We start from the raw sequence: 17,059 nt of genomic DNA, 5'->3' as shown, positions 1-17,059 counted from the left end.
CCAAGCGCAGTCAAGAAAAGGGCCGCACCGCAAGGTGGCGGCCCTTTTTCGTCCTTAACTCATCTTACCCCGTGCTGGAGTGCAAAATGTCCAAGAAAGCCTCGCTGGAAAATAAGTTCGAGCGCTCGCTCTTTGCCAGTCGCTGGCTGATGGCGCCGATGTATCTGGGCCTGACGGTGGCTCTCGCTATGCTCATGGTGATCTTTGTCAAAGAGCTGGCCTATTACCTGCCGAAGACCCTTACCCTGACCGCGGATCAAGGCATCTTGGCGGTGCTGACGCTGATCGATTTGTCGCTTGCGGCGAACTTGCTCTTGATCGTGCTTTTCTCGGGTTATGAGAATTTCGTGTCGAAATTCGATTTCGACACGGGGGCTGACCGGCCAGGCTGGATGGGCAAGGTCGATTTCGCCGGGCTGAAGCTGAAGCTGATCGCCTCGATCGTGGCCATCTCGGGCATCCATTTGCTCAAGGTGTTCATGTCCTTGGGCAAACCCAACACCGGCACCGATATCTCGGTTGAGACGATGCAATGGATGGTGATCATCCATCTGACCTTCGTGGTCTCGGGCGTGTTGCTGGCGCTGATGGATTGGCTCGCGCCGAAAACCAAGTGAGGCAGGGCTGATTTGCGCTTTGCTTGCTCCCAAAAGAGCGCCCGCCCCGGATCTGCCGGGGCAGGCTTCGGTAGGGAGCTTCAAGTGCTGAAAGAGGGCCAAAATCCTCTTTCAGAATAAAATATCCTAGGGGTCTGAGGGAGGGGGACTCTCAACCTTTGGCCCCCTAGCCCCCGCCAGCCTGTCGTGCCAAAAGCACAATCGCCCGCGCAGTCATCGATCCTGCGCCCCCAGCCCTTGAAGGTGCTGGCCTTGGACAGGCGGGCCGGTTAAGAACCGGCCAATCTTGGGGAAGATGATGAACAACCTGATCCGACCGCAGCCCGGCATTCTCGAAATCGCTCCTTACGTCGGCGGCAAAGCCGCAGTGGCCGGCGTGGCGCATGCGGTGAAGCTTTCGTCGAATGAAAACCCGTTTGGCGCCTCTGAAAAGGCCCGCGAGGCCTATCTGCGCGCCGTGCACAACCTGCACCGCTACCCCAACACCGACCATGCCGAGCTGCGTGGCGCGATTGCCGATGTCTACGGGCTTGACGCGGCCCGCGTGATTTGCGGCGTGGGCAGCGACGAGATCTTGCAATTCATCGCGCAAGCCTATGCCGGCCCGCGCGATGAGGTGGTGTTCACCGAGCATAGCTTCTTGATGTATCGCCTGCTTGCCCATGCCGTGGGCGCCACCCCCATTCAGGTGGCCGAGCGTGATCGCACCGTCGATATCGACGCGATCCTTGCCGCTTGTGGGCCGCGTACCAAGCTTGTCTTCTTGGCCAACCCCAATAACCCGACCGGCACGATGATCCCGATGTCTGAGGTGGAGCGTCTGGCCGACAACATGCCCCGCCAAGCGATCTTGGTGCTGGATGGCGCTTATGCCGAATATGTCGAGGGCTTCGATGGCGGCCTCTCGCTGGTCGAATCCCGCAGCAATGTGGTGATGACCCGCACCTTCTCGAAGATCTACGGGCTTGGCGGTTTGCGCGTGGGTTGGGGCTATGGCCCGGCCGAGATCATCGATGTGCTGGGCCGCATTCGCCAACCTTTCAACCTGTCCGCCGGGCAAATGGATGCGGCTTTGGCGGCGGTGCGCGATCAAGAATACGTCGCCAAATGCCGGACCGAGAACGCAAGGATGCGCGCTTGGCTCGCACAAGCGCTTGAGGAAGCGGGCGTCCCCTCGGACCCGTCGCATGCCAACTTCATTCTGGCGCGCTTCTCCAGCACCGAAGAGGCGCAGGCTTGCGATGCCTTCTTGCAGGCGGAAGGGCTGATCGTACGGCAAGTGGCGGGCTATAACCTGCCGCATTGCCTGCGCATCACCATTGGCGATGAGGCAAGCTGCCGCCGGGTGGCGCATGCCGTGGCCAAGTTTAAAGGCACAAGGTAAGGCAGGGCGCGGCATGAGCCAGATTTACGGAAAAGTCGCGCTGATCGGATTGGGCCTCATCGCAGGCTCTATGGCGCATGCGATGCGCGCCGCAGGTCTAGTGGGCCATATCGCGGGCCATGCCAAATCTGCCGAAAGCCGCGATGTGGCTTTGCAGCTTTTCTGCGATTCCGTCGCAGTCACTGCGGCCGAGGCCGTGCGTGACGCCGATCTTATCGTGCTGGCCGTGCCGGTGGGGGCGATGGGTGCCATCGCCGCCGAGATTGCTCCACACCTGAAGCCCGGCGCGGTGGTCACCGACGTCGGCTCGGTCAAAGGTGCGGTGGTTGAGGCTGTCGCCCCGCATATCCCTGCGGGCGTGCATTTCATCCCCGGCCACCCCTTGGCGGGCACCGAATACTCCGGCCCCCGTTCGGGCTTTGCGACGCTTTTCCAAAACCGCTGGTGGCTTCTGACGCCGCTGCCCGAGAGTGATGCGGCGGCGATTGCCCAGCTTCGCGCGCTTTTGGAAGGCATCGGCGCCAATGTCGATGAGATGGATGTGGCGCATCATGATCTGGTGTTGGCCGTCGTGAGCCATGTGCCGCATGCCATCGCCTATACGATGGTCGGCGTGGCCGATCACATGCGCCGCGTATCGCAATCCGAGGTTATCAAATACTCCGCTTCCGGCTTCCGGGACTTCACGCGGATTGCTGCCAGCGACCCGGTGATGTGGCGCGATGTGTTTTTGACCAATAAAGACGCGGTCTTAGACATCCTTGGCCGCTTCACTGAAGAGCTTTTCGTCCTGCAGCGCGCGATCCGCATGGAAGATGGTGAGCATCTCCACGCCTATTTCACCAAAACCCGCGCCATTCGGCGTGGCATTATCGAGGCCGGTCAGGATACTGCTGCTCCTGACTTCGGCCGCGGGGCCGAGCCTACGAAGGGTAGCTGATGGTGCGGGCTTTTGGTGCGGTTTTGGTGTTGCTGGGCTCTGTGGCTGTGGCGCAAGCCGAGCCGGTGGAGAAGTCGCTGAAGCCGCCCGCCAATCCGTTTCTAAACGGCGCAGCTGCTATCCCAAGCCCTGCAGAGCTGAGCACTGTCGATCCTGTCGCTCATGCAATGGCGGTCTCATTGCGGCCGAGGACCCGGCCTCAGGCCATCAATGACATGGTGGCGGCGGCGGCAGCGGGCAAGCCTGCGCCGGGCTTGGACCTTGCGGCGATGATGCCAGAGCCTGAGCCGGTGGCCGCGCCCCCAAGAAAGATGACGCGGGCCGAGAAAAAGGCTGCGCGCGAGCAAGAGCGGTTAAACAATTCGCTCAAAGGCTCGGTCTGCGGTGTGGCGGCGATCAAGGGCGAGAAGATCGCGCCGATCAAAGCCAAGGTGCAAGGATGCGGGCTGAGCGACGGGGTGCGCGTCACCTCGGTCTCGGGTGTGCGGTTGAGCCAAGCGGCGACCATCGACTGCGACACGGCCAAGGCCCTGAACACTTGGGTTGATAAAGTCGTCCAACCGGCCTACGGCGGCGAAGTGGTCGAGCTGAAGATCGCAGCGCATTACATCTGCCGCCCGCGCAACAACAAAAAGGGCGCGAAGGTTTCCGAGCATGGCCGCGGCAAGGCGGTTGATATCGGTGGCTTTGTGATGGCGAATGGCAAGGTTTTGCCGGTGTTGGGCGGCTTCAATAGAACGATGCGCAAGGCGCATAAAGGCGCTTGCGGCATCTTCGGCACCACCTTGGGGCCGGGCTCAGACGGCTATCACGAAGACCATCTGCATCTCGACACAGCGCGGCATCGCAATGGGTCTTATTGCCGGTAAGGCGTTGATCTTTGCGAAGATCAGCGCAGACGCGGAGCGTCTCCCAAAGGGAAGGGTCCCAGCGACATCCGGCCTTCTTTCATCACCAAGGTCAGCGCCAAAAGTCCCGGCTCGCCGCTTTGGCTGGCAATGGCGTTCAGGAAACCGGCCACCGTTGGTGCGGTCTTTGGGGCAAGCGTTCCGCTGGCCACCAGAACCGCTGGCAACCGTTCCCAACCGCGCATTTGCAGCTTGATCTGCCCCTCGGCATGGCCGGTTGCATCGGCGGTGAGTTGGCCCTCGGCGGCAAGCGTCAGCGCGCCCCATGCGATATCGAGGCCGCGAATATCCAACGCTTGTAACTGGGGCTGGGTTTCTCTGGCAAAGCGGTCCAGAGGCGCGGTCAAAGTGATGCCCAGATCGCCGTCAATCTGCTGCACTTCCGCCGGCAAGTCAGAGGGCGGCATCTCCGGCACAGCAACCTTTGCCAAAGCCTGCATGAAGGCAGGATCGGGTCGCAATGGGGCAAGATCCAGCGTCAGATCGTAACCCGCAGGAGTGACCCCTTCGCGCAAGGTGACATCGATCTCACCAAAGCTGATCTGCCAGCCAAGATTGGATTGCACCGACAGATTCTCGGCCGAGGCGCTCACCACGCGCAAGGGCACGTCGCGAGAGGGGCCAACACGCAGCCCAGCTTGCAAAGCGGTGGAGGTGAGGGTGAGCTCCTGATCGGGCAGCGTCAAAAGCTGCTCTGCTGGCAGATCTGCCCGCAGCGACCAAGGCGCCCAGACCGGCGCGGAAAGGCGCAACTCTGGCCCCTGCCAGCGCAAGCCCCGGAGGGGATCGGCCAGCGTCACCTCACGGCCTGCCAGCTCCCAGCGCAGCGGGAAACCCGAGACCGCAGGCGGGGTTATCTCAACCTCCAGCCCTTGGGCGCGCGCCGCGTTTAGCGCGTCTGGCGCGGCCTTTTCCAGCAAGACCTTGCCGCCATACCAGCCGCCAAGCCAAACCAGCAGCACCAGCACGGCCAGCCATTTCAAAAACCGCATCCCGTGCCCCTTTTCGCGCGCTCACGCCCATGATTAACAGAAGGCGCAGAAGGAGAGCTAGCCTTGCGCGAAACGATGTGGGTTTTTGGCTATGGATCGCTGATCTGGAACCCCGAGTTTCCAGTGGCCGAGCGCCGCATCGCGCGCGCGATGGGTTGGCAACGCAGCTTTTGCATGCGTTCGATCCATCATCGCGGCTCTGAGGCGGAGCCGGGGTTGGTTCTCGCCTTGGATCGCGCCGCCACAGCGCATTGCGACGGTGTTGCCTTCGCGGTGGCCAAAGGGGCCGAGGATGAGACGCTTGCCGCACTGCGCGAGCGGGAATTGGTCTCATCGGCTTATCTTGAGACGCATTTAGAGCTGATAACTCAGACCGGCCCGATGCAGGCCTTGGCCTATGTGATCGACCCCGATCATGGGCAATATTGCGGCGGCTTGGGTCTGGAGGAACAGGCGCAGATCATCGCCCATGCGGTGGGCGGGCGCGGCCCGAACCGCGATTACCTTTGGTCCACCGCCGCGCATCTGGCGGATCTGGGCATTGTCGACCCCGATCTTGAATGGCTTGCCGAGCGTGTCCGAAGGCTGAGTGCGCCCCGCTAAACCGCGCCTGCTAGGCTCCGGTTTGTGTTACAATTTTCACGCGGGTTTCCCTTGGGGGCTTGGGCGTGACCTGCTAGGCTGCCGGCAAAGACAGCTTACACAAGGCAGGCAGATCGCGCATGGAACGACCCGAGACCGAACCGGGCACCACCTTCAGCCAGCCCATCCGCGCCATCACCACCATGCTGCTGGTCAGCGTATTGGTCGCCCTTGGCGCTTGGGCCATCCACGGCGCGGTGATCGAGATCATCTGGACCAACCCGGTGCTGAACGGGCTGATCACCTTCGTCTTCCTGATCGGCATTGCCACCTGCTTCTGGCAGGTCTTCATCCTTGCCCAATCGGTCAGCTGGATCGAGGCGATTGTCCGCCATAAGCCCGGAGCCGAGACGGTGGCCCCGCCACGCTTGCTGGCACCCTTGGCCTCGCTCTTGCGCAGCCGCAAGGCGGCAAGACTGACCATCCCGTCAAGTGCGGCACGGTCGATCCTTGAATCGGTGGCGCAGAGGATTGACGAGGCGCGGGATATCACCCGATACCTGATTAACCTTTTGGTTTTCCTTGGCCTTTTGGGAACCTTCTGGGGCCTGGCCACCACGGTTCCGGCTGTGGTCGAGACCATCCGCAGCCTTGCGCCGGCCGAAGGTGAAAGCGGCCTTGATGTCTTTGGCAAGCTGATGGGGGGCTTGGAAAGCCAACTTGGCGGTATGGGGACGGCGTTTTCATCCTCGCTTCTCGGCCTTGCGGGCTCGCTGGTGGTCGGGTTGTTGGAGCTTTTTGCAGGTCACGGGCAGAACCGCTTCTACCGCGAGTTGGAAGAGTGGCTTTCTTCCATCACCCGTATCGGCCTTGGCTCTGAGGGCGAGGGTGACCAATCCGGTGTGGCGCTGGTGCTGGACCAGATGGCGGGCCAGATGGAGAGCCTGCAAGAACTTTACCTGCAATCCGATGCCGCGCGCGCCGGGATGGAGGATAAGCTGGCCGGACTTGCCGCCGCCATCAATGGTTTGGGCGCTGGCCGTGCCGCGGCCGAGGCGCTTGCCGCCGAACACGGGGCGGCGCTGACCGCAGCCGTCGAGCGGCTTGCCCGTCTCGCCGAGACGGAGCAGGCCAGAGCGGCCGAACAGAATGCGACCCTGGCCGCTTTGGTGGCGAAGCTTGCCGCGGGCCAAGATCAGCTGGTGCAAGCGACGCAAGCTTCTGCGGACAATGTCGATGCCGAAAGCCGGATGCGGCTGCGCTCGATCGACACGCAGCTGCTGCGCATACTTGAAGAGCTTTCCGCCGGGCGGCAGGAATCGGTCAGCGATTTGCGTAGCGATATCGCGGGCTTGACCGCCGCGATCCGCCATCTGGGCCGCAGCCCCATGGGCCGGAGCTAAGAGATGGCCCTGTCGCGCCACCGCCGCGATTCCAGCATGATCTGGCCCGGCTTCGTCGATGCCGTCACCACGCTTTTGATGGTGCTGATGTTCGTGCTGACCATCTTCACCGTCATGCAATCGGTGCTGCGCGACACGATCACGACCCAAAGCGGTGAGCTTGCTGAACTGACCGATCAGGTCGCCGCTTTGTCGCAAGCGCTTGGGTTGGAACAGAAAAAGGTTGATGGTCTGCAGGCCGAAGTGGGGCAATTGCAAGCCTCACTGTCCTCGGCCTTGGCAGAGGGTGAGCGGCGGGCCTCGGTCATCGCGCAGCTTGAGGGCGATCTGGCAGCGCGCCAGCAAGAGCTGGCAGCGGCCGAAGCGCGGATCACCGGGTTCGAGGCGCAGGTCGCGGCCTTGCTCGCCTCACGCGATAAGGCCTTGGCGGATTTGGCTTTGGTGACGGGCGAGCGCGATGCCTCGCAGGCGGAAGCCAAAGAGCTGGCGGCCTCTGTTGCGGAGCTTGAGGCGGCAAAAGCCGTGCTGATCACCGATGCCGAAGCGGCGCAACTGGCCTTGGCGGGCCTGCGCAAAGAGCTGGATGCCGCGACCGAAGCGGCGCGGCTGGATGCCGCCCGCCGCGAAGCGATTGAGGCTTTGCTGCGTGAGGCGGAAACCAAGGGCAGCGCGGATGCGGCGGCTTTGGCCTCGGCCAAGACCGAGCTGACCAAGGCGGAAGAGGCGCGGCTCGTCGATGCGGCGGCTTTGCAGGCTTTGCGCGAAAAACTGGAAGGCGCGCAGACCGAATTGACGGCAATGACCTTGGCTTTGGAAGAGCAACGTCGCAAAGCCGAGGAGACATTGACGCTGCTGGCCGCCGCCCGGACGGCAGCGGCCCAGGACGCAACCGGCAAGGATGCGGCCTTGATTGCGGCCGAGGCAGCGCTTCTGGCTGAGCAAGAGAAATCGCTGCAAGCCGCGAGAAATGTTGAGCTTTTGAACCAACAGATCGCCGCCCTGCGCGCCGATCTGGGCTCTTTGCAGAACGTGCTGGATGAGGCGGAAAACCGTGACGCCGAGGCGCAAGTGCAGCTTGAGACCTTGGGCACTCAGTTGAATTCGGCCTTGGCGCAAGTGGCGTCCGAGCAAAAGCGCCGGGCTGAGTTGGAAGAGGCCGAGCGCAAAAGGCTTGAGGCGGAAAAGGCCGATCTTGAACGCTTCCGGTCCGAGTTCTTCGGCCAACTTTCCACGCTTTTGCAAGGGCGAGAGGGCGTTCGGGTCGTTGGCGATCGCTTTGTTTTCTCTTCAGAAGTGCTTTTCAACTTAGGTGCGGCGGATCTTGCACCAGAGGGGCAAGCGCAAATTGCAAGCGTTGTCAGCATCTTGAACGATATCCGCACCCAGATCCCGCCGGAGATTGATTGGATCATTCGGGTGGATGGCCATACCGACAATGTGCCGCTTTCGGGCAGTGGGGAGTTCCGCGACAATTGGGAGTTGAGCCAAGCTCGGGCACTATCCGTGGTGCGGTATATGCAGGATGAATTGGGCTTTCCGCCGGATCGGTTGGCGGCGACGGGATTTGGCGAATATCGGCCCGTGGCTGCGGGCAATTCTGAGGCTGACAAAGCGCAAAACCGGCGGATTGAGCTGAAATTGACCGAAAGGTAAGGGGGGCTTTTCGTTGTGGAATGAAAGGCTTAAGCTGGGGAAATGAGTGATACCCTGCCTCCGTGCCCCGAATGCCGTTCTGCCTATACTTATGAGGCGGATTCTTTGCTGACCTGCCCTGAGTGTGGCCATGAATGGACGCCCGGTGCCGGGCTTGCCGCGATGGAAGTGCGCGACAGTGTGGGCAATCTTTTGGCCGATGGCGACAATGTCACGGTCATTAAGGATCTGAAATTGAAGGGTTCTTCGACCGTCATCAAAGTCGGCACCAAAGTGCGCGGCATTCGACTGGTCGATGGCGATCACGATATTGACTGCAAAGTGCCGGGGATCGGTCAGATCGGGCTGAAATCGCAGTTCGTGAAAAAATCCGCCGATTAAGGTCTCAGTTTGAGAGCTGTTTTACGTCTGGCTTAGGTATGGCTGACGTATGGCTTTGGTGATGACATGCGCAAAAGACAAAAAGGGCGGAGTTTTAAGCTCCGCCCTTATGCATTAAGCCTGCGCCAGCATAGCATCGCTGACCTGAGCGCCGCTTTGGCGCGGGGTGATCAGCGGGCTGAGGTCATAGCCCATGGTCCGGGCATGATCCAAATATTCATCAATCACCGCCTGCGGCAGTTGCGGCTCGCGCGCCAAGAGCCAGAGGTAGCGGCGATCCGGGTCGCCGATCAGCGCGACCTTATAGTCGGGGTCCAGCTTCAAGATCCAATAGTCACCGCTGGTGAAGGGGATCCAGCGCAACAGCTCGGGCAGGAAAGTGACGGTCAGCTTGGAATTGCTGGCATCGACCGGCTCGGCCTGACCGATGGATTGCGTGGGCTTACCCTCATCATTGAGGCAGCGGTTGTCGACACGGACCTTGCCGCCCTCTTCCAGCGAATAGGTCGCGGTGATGTCGGCGGCGTAGGTGTCTTCCCATTTCATCGGCAGGCGCTTCAGCTCAAACCACGTGCCGAGGTAGCGGTTGAGATCCACATGCGGGACGGTGGTGACGGGGGTATCTTGGGTCATGTCCAAACCTGATTTTTTTTGCGATGTTCGGGGAACAACGCGGGAAGGCGGATTTGGCTGCATGGGGCGCAAAGGAAAAGGCCGCCCCGAGGGACGGCCTTTATGATGTTCAGAGCTTCACTCAGCCGTCAAAAGCGGCGGCTTTTGGTTGGCGAGCCGGGGTTTGCTGGGCTCTTGCACCTCAAGCTCAATGGCGCCGTTCTTGACCAGAACCTTGACCAGACCGCCCTTGGTCAGACGGCCAAAGAGCAGCTCTTCGGCCAGAGGCTTCTTGATATGCTCTTGGATGACCCGCGCCAAAGGCCGCGCGCCCATCTTGTCGTCATAGCCCTTGTCACCGAGCCAGATCGCCGCCTCTTCGGTCAGCTCGATATGGACGTTGCGGTCGATCAACTGCGCCTCAAGCTGAAGGACGAACTTCTCAACCACTTGCAGGATCACCTGTTTCGGCAGGGCCGAGAAGGAGATGACGGCATCCAGACGGTTGCGGAATTCGGGCGTGAAGGTGCGTTCCACCGCAGCGGTGTCTTCGCCTTCCCGCTTGTCACGGCCAAAGCCGATCGCCGATTTCTGCATATCCGAGGCCCCGACGTTCGAGGTCATGATCAGGATCACGTTGCGGAAATCCACCGCCCGGCCGTTGTGGTCGGTCAGTTTGCCGTGGTCCATCACCTGCAACAGGATGTTGTAGACATCCGGATGCGCTTTCTCGATCTCATCGAGCAAGAGCACGCAATGCGGGTGCTGGTCGACGCCATCGGTGAGCATGCCGCCTTGGTCAAAGCCGACATAGCCCGGAGGCGCGCCGATCAGACGGGAGACCGCGTGTTTCTCCATATACTCCGACATGTCGAAACGCAGGAGTTCGACGCCAAGGACTTGCGAAAGCTGCTTGGCCACTTCGGTTTTCCCCACCCCGGTCGGGCCGGTGAAGAGATAGTTGCCGATGGGCTTTTCAGGCTCACGCAGGCCCGCGCGGGCCAGTTTGATCGAGGCCGAAAGCGCCTCAATCGCTTTATCCTGACCGAAGACCAATCGTTTGAGGGTCTTTTCGAGATCGCGCAGGGTCTCTGCATCGTCTTTCGAGACGTTCTTCGGCGGGATGCGGGCGATCTTGGCGACGACGGATTCGATCTCTTTGGTGCCAATCACCTTTTTGCGCTTCGAATCCGACAGCAGATGCTGCGCAGCACCCGCTTCGTCGATCACATCGATCGCCGAGTCGGGCAGCTTGCGGTCGTTGATATAGCGCGCGGCCAGCTCAACCGCGGTTTTGATCGCATCGGCGGTGTAGCGGATGTCGTGATGCTCTTCGAAATGCGGCTTCAGACCCATCAGGATCTTGATGGTGTCCGGCACCGAAGGCTCATTCACGTCGATCTTCTGGAAGCGCCGGCTGAGGGCCCGGTCTTTCTCGAAGTGCTGACGGAATTCTTTATAGGTGGTCGAGCCCATGCAGCGCAGTTTGCCGCCCTGAAGGGCTGGCTTCAGCAGGTTCGAAGCATCCATCGCACCGCCCGAGGTGGCGCCAGCGCCGATCACGGTGTGGATTTCGTCGATGAACATGATCGCATCGGGGTGGTCTTCCAGCTCTTTGACCACGGCTTTGAGACGTTCCTCAAAGTCGCCGCGATAGCGGGTGCCGGCCAGAAGTGCGCCCAGATCAAGGCTGTAGATCGTGGCGCCCGAAAGCACCTCGGGGACTTCTTTCTTGACGATCTTCCAAGCCAGACCTTCGGCGATGGCGGTTTTGCCCACGCCCGGATCGCCCACCAAAAGCGGGTTGTTCTTGCGGCGGCGGCAAAGGACTTGGATCGCGCGCTCCACCTCTTGGTCGCGGCCAATGAGCGGGTCCACGTCGCCCTTTTGAGCTTTGACGTTCAAATCGACGCAATATTTCGAGAGAGCCGATTCTTTCGCCTCACCCGCCTCGGCCTTGGGGGTCTCGCCCTCATGCTCGGCCCCGGTGATCGGGCGGGCTTCGCCAAAGGAGGGGTCTTTGGCCACGCCATGGGCGATGAAATTCACCGCATCATAGCGGGTCATATCCTGATCTTGCAGGAAATAGGCGGCATTTGATTCACGTTCAGCGAAGATTGCGACCAGAACGTTGGCGCCAGTCACCTCGGTGCGGCCCGAGGATTGGACATGGATCGCCGCGCGCTGGATCACGCGTTGGAAGGCGGCGGTGGGCACGGCTTCCGAGCCTTCGACATTGGTCACCAAAGTCGAGAGGTCATCATCGATGAATTCGGTAAGGGTCTTTTTCAGCTCGTCAATATCGACCGAGCAGGCGCGCATCACCCGCGCGGCATCGGGTTCTTCGGTCAAAGCCAGAAGCAGGTGTTCCAGCGTTGCCAGCTCATGACGGCGGGCGTTGGCGAGGGCCAAGGCACCGTGGATCGCTTGCTCAAGCGTGGACGAGAATGACGGCACTTGTGCGTGCTCCTGTAACTCTGGGCAGGTCGGGCCGTTCAAGAGGGGCCTGATCCAACCGTGGCCTCATGTCGTTAAGGATCGGTTTTATTCTGGACACTTCAAGGGCAATTTCGCTGCGAGGGGCATTTCAAACGGCAAAGTTCGAAAATGTGATAAGCGCAGCGCATTGCGCCTTGGAGTGAGCCGGTCAGAACCGATCTTTGCGGCTGCGGATTTCGGCGAAGACCTCGGCGTCGCTGGCACTCTCCATCCCCAAAGACGCCTTCATTGCGGGCAGGGCGGCGCGCAGGAAGGGGTTGGTGGCCAGTTCGTCGGAAAGCCGAGAGGGCATGGGCAGCTGGCCTTCGCGGCGCAAGCTCTCCAAAGCCTCGATGCGGCATTTAAGTGCTGGATTGTCCGGTTCAAGGGCCAGAGCGAAGCGAAGATTGCCGTTGAGGTAGTCATGGCCCGAGCAGATCAGCGTCTCGGGGGGCAGAGCGGCGAGTTTGGAAAGGCTTTGCCACATCTGCGCCGGGCTGCCTTCGAAGAGACGGCCGCATCCGGCGGCCATCAGGCTGTCGGCGGTGAAGGCGAGGCCCGCGTCGGGGAAGTGGAAGGCGAGATGGCCGATCGTATGGCCAGGAACATCGATCACGGTGCAGCTCTCTGCCCCGATGGGCAGGCTGTCGCCTTCGGACAAGGCGCGATCCAAAGCGGGCAGGCGGTGGGCATCGGCGGCGCCGCCCCAGACCTTGGCGCCGGTGGCGGCGCGCAGCTCTGGCACGGCTTGGATATGGTCGTCGTGGTGATGGGTAAGGAGGATCAGATCGAGCTGCCAATCCCGCTCGGCCAAGGCGGCCAAGATTGGCGCGGCTTCGGGGGCGTCGATCAGCGCGACGGTGCCGGTCTCAGCCTCGCGGATCAGGAAGGCGAAGTTATCGGAGAGGCAGGGAATCGTGACCAGTTCGAGCGCCATTTTAATTTCTGCCTTTCGGGTTAGGATAGTCGCGATGTGACCTTAAAGAGCGGCGAACCGCAATGCACCTCGACGTGCTTGACCTGCGCACCTTTTATTACCGCACCCGCTTGGGGCGGGTGGCCCAAAGGGCGATCCGTGACCAAGTGGTGCGGCTTTGGCCGCCTGCTCCGGGGCAGACCGTGGCGGGCTTTGGCTTTGCGGTGCCTTTGCTGCGGCCCTATCTGTCGCAGGCGCGGCGGGTCATCGGCTTGATGCCGGGGCCGCAAGGCGTGATGCCTTGGCCTGCGGGGATGGAGAATGTCTCGGTCCTTTGCGAGGACGGCAGCTGGCCGGTCGCCACGGGGCTTGTTGACCGGCTGGTGTTGATGCACGGGCTTGAGACGTCCGAGCGGCCCTCGGCGGTGCTGGATGAGGCGCACCGGGTGCTTGGCCCCGGCGGGCGGGCTTTGTTCGTGGTGCCGAACCGCTCGGGCCTTTGGTCGCGGCGGGATGCCACGCCTTTCGGCTTTGGTCGCCCCTATTCCGGCACGCAGCTTGAAGCGCAGCTGAAGCGGCATGGCTTCACGCCCGAACGCAGCCTGACGGTGCTGCATGCCCCGCCCAGCAATGCGCCCTTCTGGCTGCGCACGGCGAACTTCTGGGAGACGGCGGGCGGGCGACTGCCTTGGCTTTCGGGCGGGGTGCTGATGGTTGAGGTCTCAAAACAGGTCTACGCCCCCACGCGCGGTGGACTTGGCGCGGTGGTCAAAAAGCCGTTGCGGGTGCTGGAGGGGGTGCGGGGCGGCAAAGCCGAGCCTGCCTTGGGCCGCAAGGGCAGCTAAGGCTGCCTTGGGCCGCAAGTGGGGGCGGGCCCCACTTGCGAGGATCGCGAAGATCAGATGATGCGCACTTGCGTGCCGACGGGCGAGATCTGAAAGAGCTCGGCGATGTTTTCATTGAACAGGCCGATGCAGCCGTCCGAGGACTTGCGGCCGATCTTGCGGGTGTCATGGGTGCCGTGGATGATATAGGCGGGCCAGCCCAGATACATCGCATGGGTGCCCAAGGGGTTCTCCGGGCCGGGGCCGATCGGCTTCCAATCGGGGTAGCGCTGCATCTGCGAGGCGGTGGGCGTCCAGCTGGGCCCTTCCTTCTTGCGCACAATCTCGGTCAGGCCGCGCTTGGTCAGCTCATCCGAGATCGGAACCGACGTCGGATAGACCCGGTGGCCCGAACCATCTGCCGCCCACCAATGCAAGGCGCGCGACTGGGTGTCGGCCAAGATCATCACGCGGCCTGCGGAATCAAAGTGGTTGCGCCAGTCTTGCATGGTGAAGCCCGAGCTGTTGCCGCGCACCACAGGCTCTGCTGTCGCTTGGGCCAGAACGGCGGGGGCTGCCAAGACCGAGGCGCTGCCCAGCAAGCTGCCGGCTCCAAGAATCAATGCGCGGCGGCGCGTAAGGGGGCGGCTCATGATAGGCTCCTTGGATCTGCTGCTCTTGTTAAACAGGGCGACGGGGAAAAGAGGTGGTCTTGCGCATGCGGGCAAGCGGCATCGCGCGTGATCTTTGCGACAGATCGGTCTTTGCGCGGCGAAGGTCAACGGCTGGCAGGCGCGACTCACGCGCTATTGACCCGAATGTGAGGGGCCAAGGGACGAGATTTCGTCGGGTGGCAGTCACTTATAGCGTTGATTTTGTGCACAAATTTTAATCGAATGTAAGATTGCTGACGCCGGAGGCGCTTTTGGCAAATGCGGTGATGCGGGCCGCCTCTGACAAGGCTTGAAAAGGCATTTGCCTGCGCAGATACTGAAAAAATCCTTGGTTCAGGCCAAAAGCCGGGCAGGCTCGGTTGGTTTTGTGGCCGGCTAAAGGGGCCAATCGAGGGCCAATTGGGGGCAATCGCGCGCGCAGGCGCGGCGAAATGACCACACGCTCAGTCACCTTTCGCAACGCACCCTAGTTGCGAGGTTGGGGATGCTCTGCTAAGGACGCCCGCGATATCGGGATTTCTACGGGCTCTCTGGACATGGCGCTGCTGCTATGGACAGGCAAGGTAAGGCCCGCGACATGGGAAGGGATGACGTGTCCGAACCAGCTTCTGTCTCCACAGGAATCGCGGCACGCTATGCCAGCGCCCTGTTCGATCTGGCCCGTGACGCTGGCGCATTGAAGGCGCTTGACGCTGATGCCCAAGCGCTGACGGCCGCGCTTGCAGCCAGCCCTGAGCTGCGTGCGATGATTTCTTCGCCGGTGCTGAGCCGCGCTGAGCAATCGGGTGCCATTGCCGCCATCGGCGCGCAAATGGGTTTGCACGAACTGACTGCCAACACTCTGGCTTTGATGGCCGACAAGCGTCGCTTGTTCGTGCTGCCGCAGCTGGCGGTGGCTTTGGCCGATCTGATCGCTGCTGATAAAGGCGAGATGACCGCCGAGGTCGTCTCGGCCGCCAAACTCTCGGCGGCTCAGTCGAAAGCTTTGGCTGTGACGCTGAAAGCCAAGACTGGCAAAACCGTTAAACTGAACGCAACCGTTGATGAGACCCTCATCGGCGGACTTATCGTCAAGCTGGGCTCGACCATGATCGACACGTCGGTCAAATCGAAGCTCGCTTCCTTGCAGAATGCTATGAAAGAGGTTGGGTGATGGGAATTCAGGCTGCTGAGATCTCTGCGATCCTGAAAGAGCAGATCAAGAACTTTGGCAAAGACGCTGAAGTTTCTGAAATCGGCCGCGTGCTGTCCGTTGGGGACGGTATCGCTCGCGTGCACGGTCTGGATAATATCCAAGCCGGCGAGATGGTCGAATTCCCGGGCGGCATCCGCGGGATGGCGCTGAACCTTGAGACCGACAACGTGGGTGTCGTGATCTTCGGTTCCGACCAAGACATCAAAGAAGGCGACACCGTTAAGCGCACCAAGTCCATCGTGGACGTGCCGGCGGGCGACGGCCTTCTGGGTCGCGTTGTGGACGGTCTGGGCAACCCGATCGACGGCAAAGGCCCGATCGTTGCCGCTGAGCGTCGCGTTGCTGACGTGAAAGCTCCGGGCATCATCCCGCGCAAATCGGTGCATGAGCCGATGGCGACCGGCATCAAGGCAATCGACGCGATGATCCCGGTTGGCCGTGGCCAGCGCGAACTGATCATCGGTGACCGTCAGACCGGTAAAACCGCTGTCGCTCTCGACACCATCCTGAACCAGAAGTCCTATAACGAGGCTGCTGGCGACGACGAGTCGAAGAAGCTCTACTGCATCTATGTGGCGATCGGTCAAAAGCGTTCGACCGTTGCTCAGCTGGTGAAGAAGCTCGAAGAATCCGGCGCTTTGGCTTACACGATCGTGGTTGCTGCAACCGCTTCGGACCCGGCACCGCTGCAATACCTCGCCCCCTATTCGGCGACCGCTATGGCAGAATTCTTCCGCGACAATGGCCGTCACGCCCTGATCATCTATGATGACTTGTCGAAACAAGCCGTGTCCTACCGTCAAATGTCGCTCTTGCTGCGCCGTCCGCCGGGCCGTGAAGCTTACCCGGGCGACGTGTTCTACCTGCACTCCCGCCTGCTGGAGCGTTCGGCGAAACTTGGCGATGCATCGGGCAATGGCTCGCTCACCGCTCTGCCGGTTATCGAAACCCAAGGCGGCGACGTTTCGGCCTTTATTCCGACCAACGTGATCTCGATCACCGACGGTCAGATCTTCCTTGAGACCGAACTCTTCTACCAAGGCATCCGCCCGGCCGTGAACACCGGTCTGTCGGTGTCGCGCGTGGGTTCGTCCGCTCAGACCAACTCGATGAAAACCGTGGCTGGCCCGGTGAAACTGTCGCTCGCTCAATACCGCGAGATGGCGGCTTTCGCACAGTTCGGTTCGGACCTTGACGCTTCGACCCAAGCGCTGCTGAACCGCGGTGCGCGTCTGACCGAGCTGATGAAACAGCCGCAGTATTCGCCGCTCACCAACGCCGAGATCGTGGCCGTCATCTATGCTGGCACCGCGGGCTTCCTCGACAAGATCGCCGTGAAGGACGTGGGCCGCTTCGAAGCGGGTCTCTTGGCCTTCCTGCGCGGTCCGAAGAAGGAAATCCTTGAGTGGCTGACCAAGTCGGACCCGAAGATCAAAGGTGCTGACGAGGAAAAACTGAAGTCCGCAATCGCTGAATTCGCCAAAGATTTCGCGTAAGCGC

At 61.4% G+C, this 17,059-nt stretch carries 16 protein-coding genes; 11 read left to right on the top strand and 5 right to left on the bottom strand.

All coding sequences use genetic code 11. The annotated features are described in order from the left end of the window. Positions 1 to 86 precede the first annotated feature (86 nt). The 4 genes from Q9295_RS13590 to Q9295_RS13575 all read left to right on the top strand — a co-directional run bounded on the left by Q9295_RS13590 (position 87) and on the right by Q9295_RS13575 (position 3,810). Entirely contained in the window at positions 87 to 617 is a 531-nt protein-coding gene (locus Q9295_RS13590) for a TIGR00645 family protein (protein WP_306681113.1), read from the top strand. A 298-nt stretch (positions 618 to 915) separates the two neighbouring features. Then, positions 916 to 2,001, top strand: a complete 1,086-nt coding sequence (hisC, locus tag Q9295_RS13585; protein ID WP_306681112.1) for a histidinol-phosphate transaminase — start codon at positions 916 to 918, stop codon at positions 1,999 to 2,001. A gap of 13 nt (positions 2,002 to 2,014) precedes the next feature. Then, entirely contained in the window at positions 2,015 to 2,941 is a 927-nt protein-coding gene (locus tag Q9295_RS13580; protein ID WP_306681111.1) for a prephenate/arogenate dehydrogenase family protein, read from the top strand. Further along, positions 2,941 to 3,810 carry an extensin-like domain-containing protein gene (locus tag Q9295_RS13575; RefSeq protein WP_306681110.1) on the top strand — a complete coding sequence of 290 codons (870 nt, stop codon included), beginning with the start codon at positions 2,941 to 2,943 and terminating at the stop codon, positions 3,808 to 3,810. The genes Q9295_RS13580 and Q9295_RS13575 overlap by 1 nt, the downstream gene beginning before the upstream one ends. 20 nt (positions 3,811 to 3,830) lie before the next feature. On the opposite strand, the gene Q9295_RS13570 is transcribed toward Q9295_RS13575, so the two are convergent. Beyond that, on the bottom strand, positions 3,831 to 4,841 hold the full coding sequence (locus tag Q9295_RS13570; protein ID WP_306681109.1) for a DUF2125 domain-containing protein: 1,011 nt from the start codon (positions 4,839 to 4,841) through the stop codon (positions 3,831 to 3,833). 75 nt (positions 4,842 to 4,916) lie between these two features. On the opposite strand from Q9295_RS13570, the gene Q9295_RS13565 reads away from it, so the two are divergent. From Q9295_RS13565 to Q9295_RS13550, 4 genes are all read left to right on the top strand, one after another. Further along, positions 4,917 to 5,444, top strand: coding sequence for a gamma-glutamylcyclotransferase (locus tag Q9295_RS13565; protein WP_306681228.1), 528 nt, complete (start codon positions 4,917 to 4,919; stop codon positions 5,442 to 5,444). Positions 5,445 to 5,563: 119 nt separating this feature from the next. Continuing rightward, positions 5,564 to 6,826 carry a biopolymer transporter ExbB gene (locus Q9295_RS13560; RefSeq protein WP_306681108.1) on the top strand — a complete coding sequence of 421 codons (1,263 nt, stop codon included), beginning with the start codon at positions 5,564 to 5,566 and terminating at the stop codon, positions 6,824 to 6,826. Positions 6,827 to 6,829: 3 nt separating this feature from the next. Next, complete coding sequence (locus Q9295_RS13555) at positions 6,830 to 8,479, top strand: peptidoglycan -binding protein (protein WP_306681107.1); 1,650 nt, start codon at positions 6,830 to 6,832, stop codon at positions 8,477 to 8,479. 42 nt (positions 8,480 to 8,521) lie between these two features. Further along, on the top strand, positions 8,522 to 8,860 hold the full coding sequence (locus Q9295_RS13550) for a zinc ribbon domain-containing protein YjdM (RefSeq protein ID WP_306681106.1): 339 nt from the start codon (positions 8,522 to 8,524) through the stop codon (positions 8,858 to 8,860). 114 nt (positions 8,861 to 8,974) lie between these two features. Here the strand turns inward: Q9295_RS13550 and Q9295_RS13545 are convergent, their stop codons facing one another. The 3 genes from Q9295_RS13545 to gloB all read right to left on the bottom strand — a co-directional run bounded on the left by Q9295_RS13545 (position 8,975) and on the right by gloB (position 12,887). Then, positions 8,975 to 9,493: a lipocalin family protein gene (locus Q9295_RS13545; RefSeq protein WP_306681105.1), complete on the bottom strand. Its 519-nt coding sequence runs from the start codon at positions 9,491 to 9,493 to the stop codon at positions 8,975 to 8,977. Positions 9,494 to 9,610: 117 nt separating this feature from the next. Then, entirely contained in the window at positions 9,611 to 11,929 is a 2,319-nt protein-coding gene (clpA, locus tag Q9295_RS13540; RefSeq protein WP_306681104.1) for an ATP-dependent Clp protease ATP-binding subunit ClpA, read from the bottom strand. A 190-nt stretch (positions 11,930 to 12,119) separates the two neighbouring features. Then, on the bottom strand, positions 12,120 to 12,887 hold the full coding sequence (gloB, locus tag Q9295_RS13535) for a hydroxyacylglutathione hydrolase (RefSeq protein ID WP_306681102.1): 768 nt from the start codon (positions 12,885 to 12,887) through the stop codon (positions 12,120 to 12,122). 62 nt (positions 12,888 to 12,949) lie between these two features. On the opposite strand from gloB, the gene Q9295_RS13530 reads away from it, so the two are divergent. Next, on the top strand, positions 12,950 to 13,711 hold the full coding sequence (locus Q9295_RS13530; RefSeq protein WP_306681101.1) for a class I SAM-dependent methyltransferase: 762 nt from the start codon (positions 12,950 to 12,952) through the stop codon (positions 13,709 to 13,711). Positions 13,712 to 13,764: 53 nt separating this feature from the next. On the opposite strand, the gene Q9295_RS13525 is transcribed toward Q9295_RS13530, so the two are convergent. Beyond that, a complete protein-coding gene (locus Q9295_RS13525; RefSeq protein ID WP_306681100.1) occupies positions 13,765 to 14,343 on the bottom strand; it encodes a L,D-transpeptidase in 579 nt (192 codons plus the stop codon). Positions 14,344 to 14,956: 613 nt separating this feature from the next. Here Q9295_RS13525 and Q9295_RS13520 point away from each other — a divergent pair. Continuing rightward, on the top strand, positions 14,957 to 15,517 hold the full coding sequence (locus Q9295_RS13520; protein ID WP_306681099.1) for a F0F1 ATP synthase subunit delta: 561 nt from the start codon (positions 14,957 to 14,959) through the stop codon (positions 15,515 to 15,517). Beyond that, a complete protein-coding gene (atpA, locus tag Q9295_RS13515) occupies positions 15,517 to 17,055 on the top strand; it encodes a F0F1 ATP synthase subunit alpha (protein ID WP_306681098.1) in 1,539 nt (512 codons plus the stop codon). Before Q9295_RS13520 ends, atpA begins: the two co-directional genes overlap by 1 nt. Positions 17,056 to 17,059: the final 4 nt, after the last annotated feature.

This window comes from Pseudogemmobacter lacusdianii (assembly GCF_030848395.1).
GTDB classification, from domain to species: domain Bacteria; phylum Pseudomonadota; class Alphaproteobacteria; order Rhodobacterales; family Rhodobacteraceae; genus Pseudogemmobacter; species Pseudogemmobacter lacusdianii.
This window is presented reverse-complemented; position numbering and strand designations above follow the sequence as displayed.

Excerpts from the sequence above, each read along its gene's own strand:
- Q9295_RS13590 (WP_306681113.1), top strand. The coding sequence starts at position 87 with ATGTCCAAGAAAGCCTCGCTGGAAAATAAGTTCGAGCGCTCGCTCTTT.
- hisC (WP_306681112.1), top strand. The coding sequence starts at position 916 with ATGAACAACCTGATCCGACCGCAGCCCGGCATTCTCGAAATCGCTCCT.
- Q9295_RS13580 (WP_306681111.1), top strand. The coding sequence starts at position 2,015 with ATGAGCCAGATTTACGGAAAAGTCGCGCTGATCGGATTGGGCCTCATC.
- Q9295_RS13575 (WP_306681110.1), top strand. The coding sequence starts at position 2,941 with ATGGTGCGGGCTTTTGGTGCGGTTTTGGTGTTGCTGGGCTCTGTGGCT.
- Q9295_RS13570 (WP_306681109.1), bottom strand. The coding sequence starts at position 4,841 with ATGCGGTTTTTGAAATGGCTGGCCGTGCTGGTGCTGCTGGTTTGGCTT.
- Q9295_RS13565 (WP_306681228.1), top strand. The coding sequence starts at position 4,917 with ATGTGGGTTTTTGGCTATGGATCGCTGATCTGGAACCCCGAGTTTCCA.
- Q9295_RS13560 (WP_306681108.1), top strand. The coding sequence starts at position 5,564 with ATGGAACGACCCGAGACCGAACCGGGCACCACCTTCAGCCAGCCCATC.
- Q9295_RS13555 (WP_306681107.1), top strand. The coding sequence starts at position 6,830 with ATGGCCCTGTCGCGCCACCGCCGCGATTCCAGCATGATCTGGCCCGGC.
- Q9295_RS13550 (WP_306681106.1), top strand. The coding sequence starts at position 8,522 with ATGAGTGATACCCTGCCTCCGTGCCCCGAATGCCGTTCTGCCTATACT.
- Q9295_RS13545 (WP_306681105.1), bottom strand. The coding sequence starts at position 9,493 with ATGACCCAAGATACCCCCGTCACCACCGTCCCGCATGTGGATCTCAAC.
- gloB (WP_306681102.1), bottom strand. The coding sequence starts at position 12,887 with ATGGCGCTCGAACTGGTCACGATTCCCTGCCTCTCCGATAACTTCGCC.
- Q9295_RS13530 (WP_306681101.1), top strand. The coding sequence starts at position 12,950 with ATGCACCTCGACGTGCTTGACCTGCGCACCTTTTATTACCGCACCCGC.
- Q9295_RS13525 (WP_306681100.1), bottom strand. The coding sequence starts at position 14,343 with ATGAGCCGCCCCCTTACGCGCCGCCGCGCATTGATTCTTGGAGCCGGC.
- atpA (WP_306681098.1), top strand. The coding sequence starts at position 15,517 with ATGGGAATTCAGGCTGCTGAGATCTCTGCGATCCTGAAAGAGCAGATC.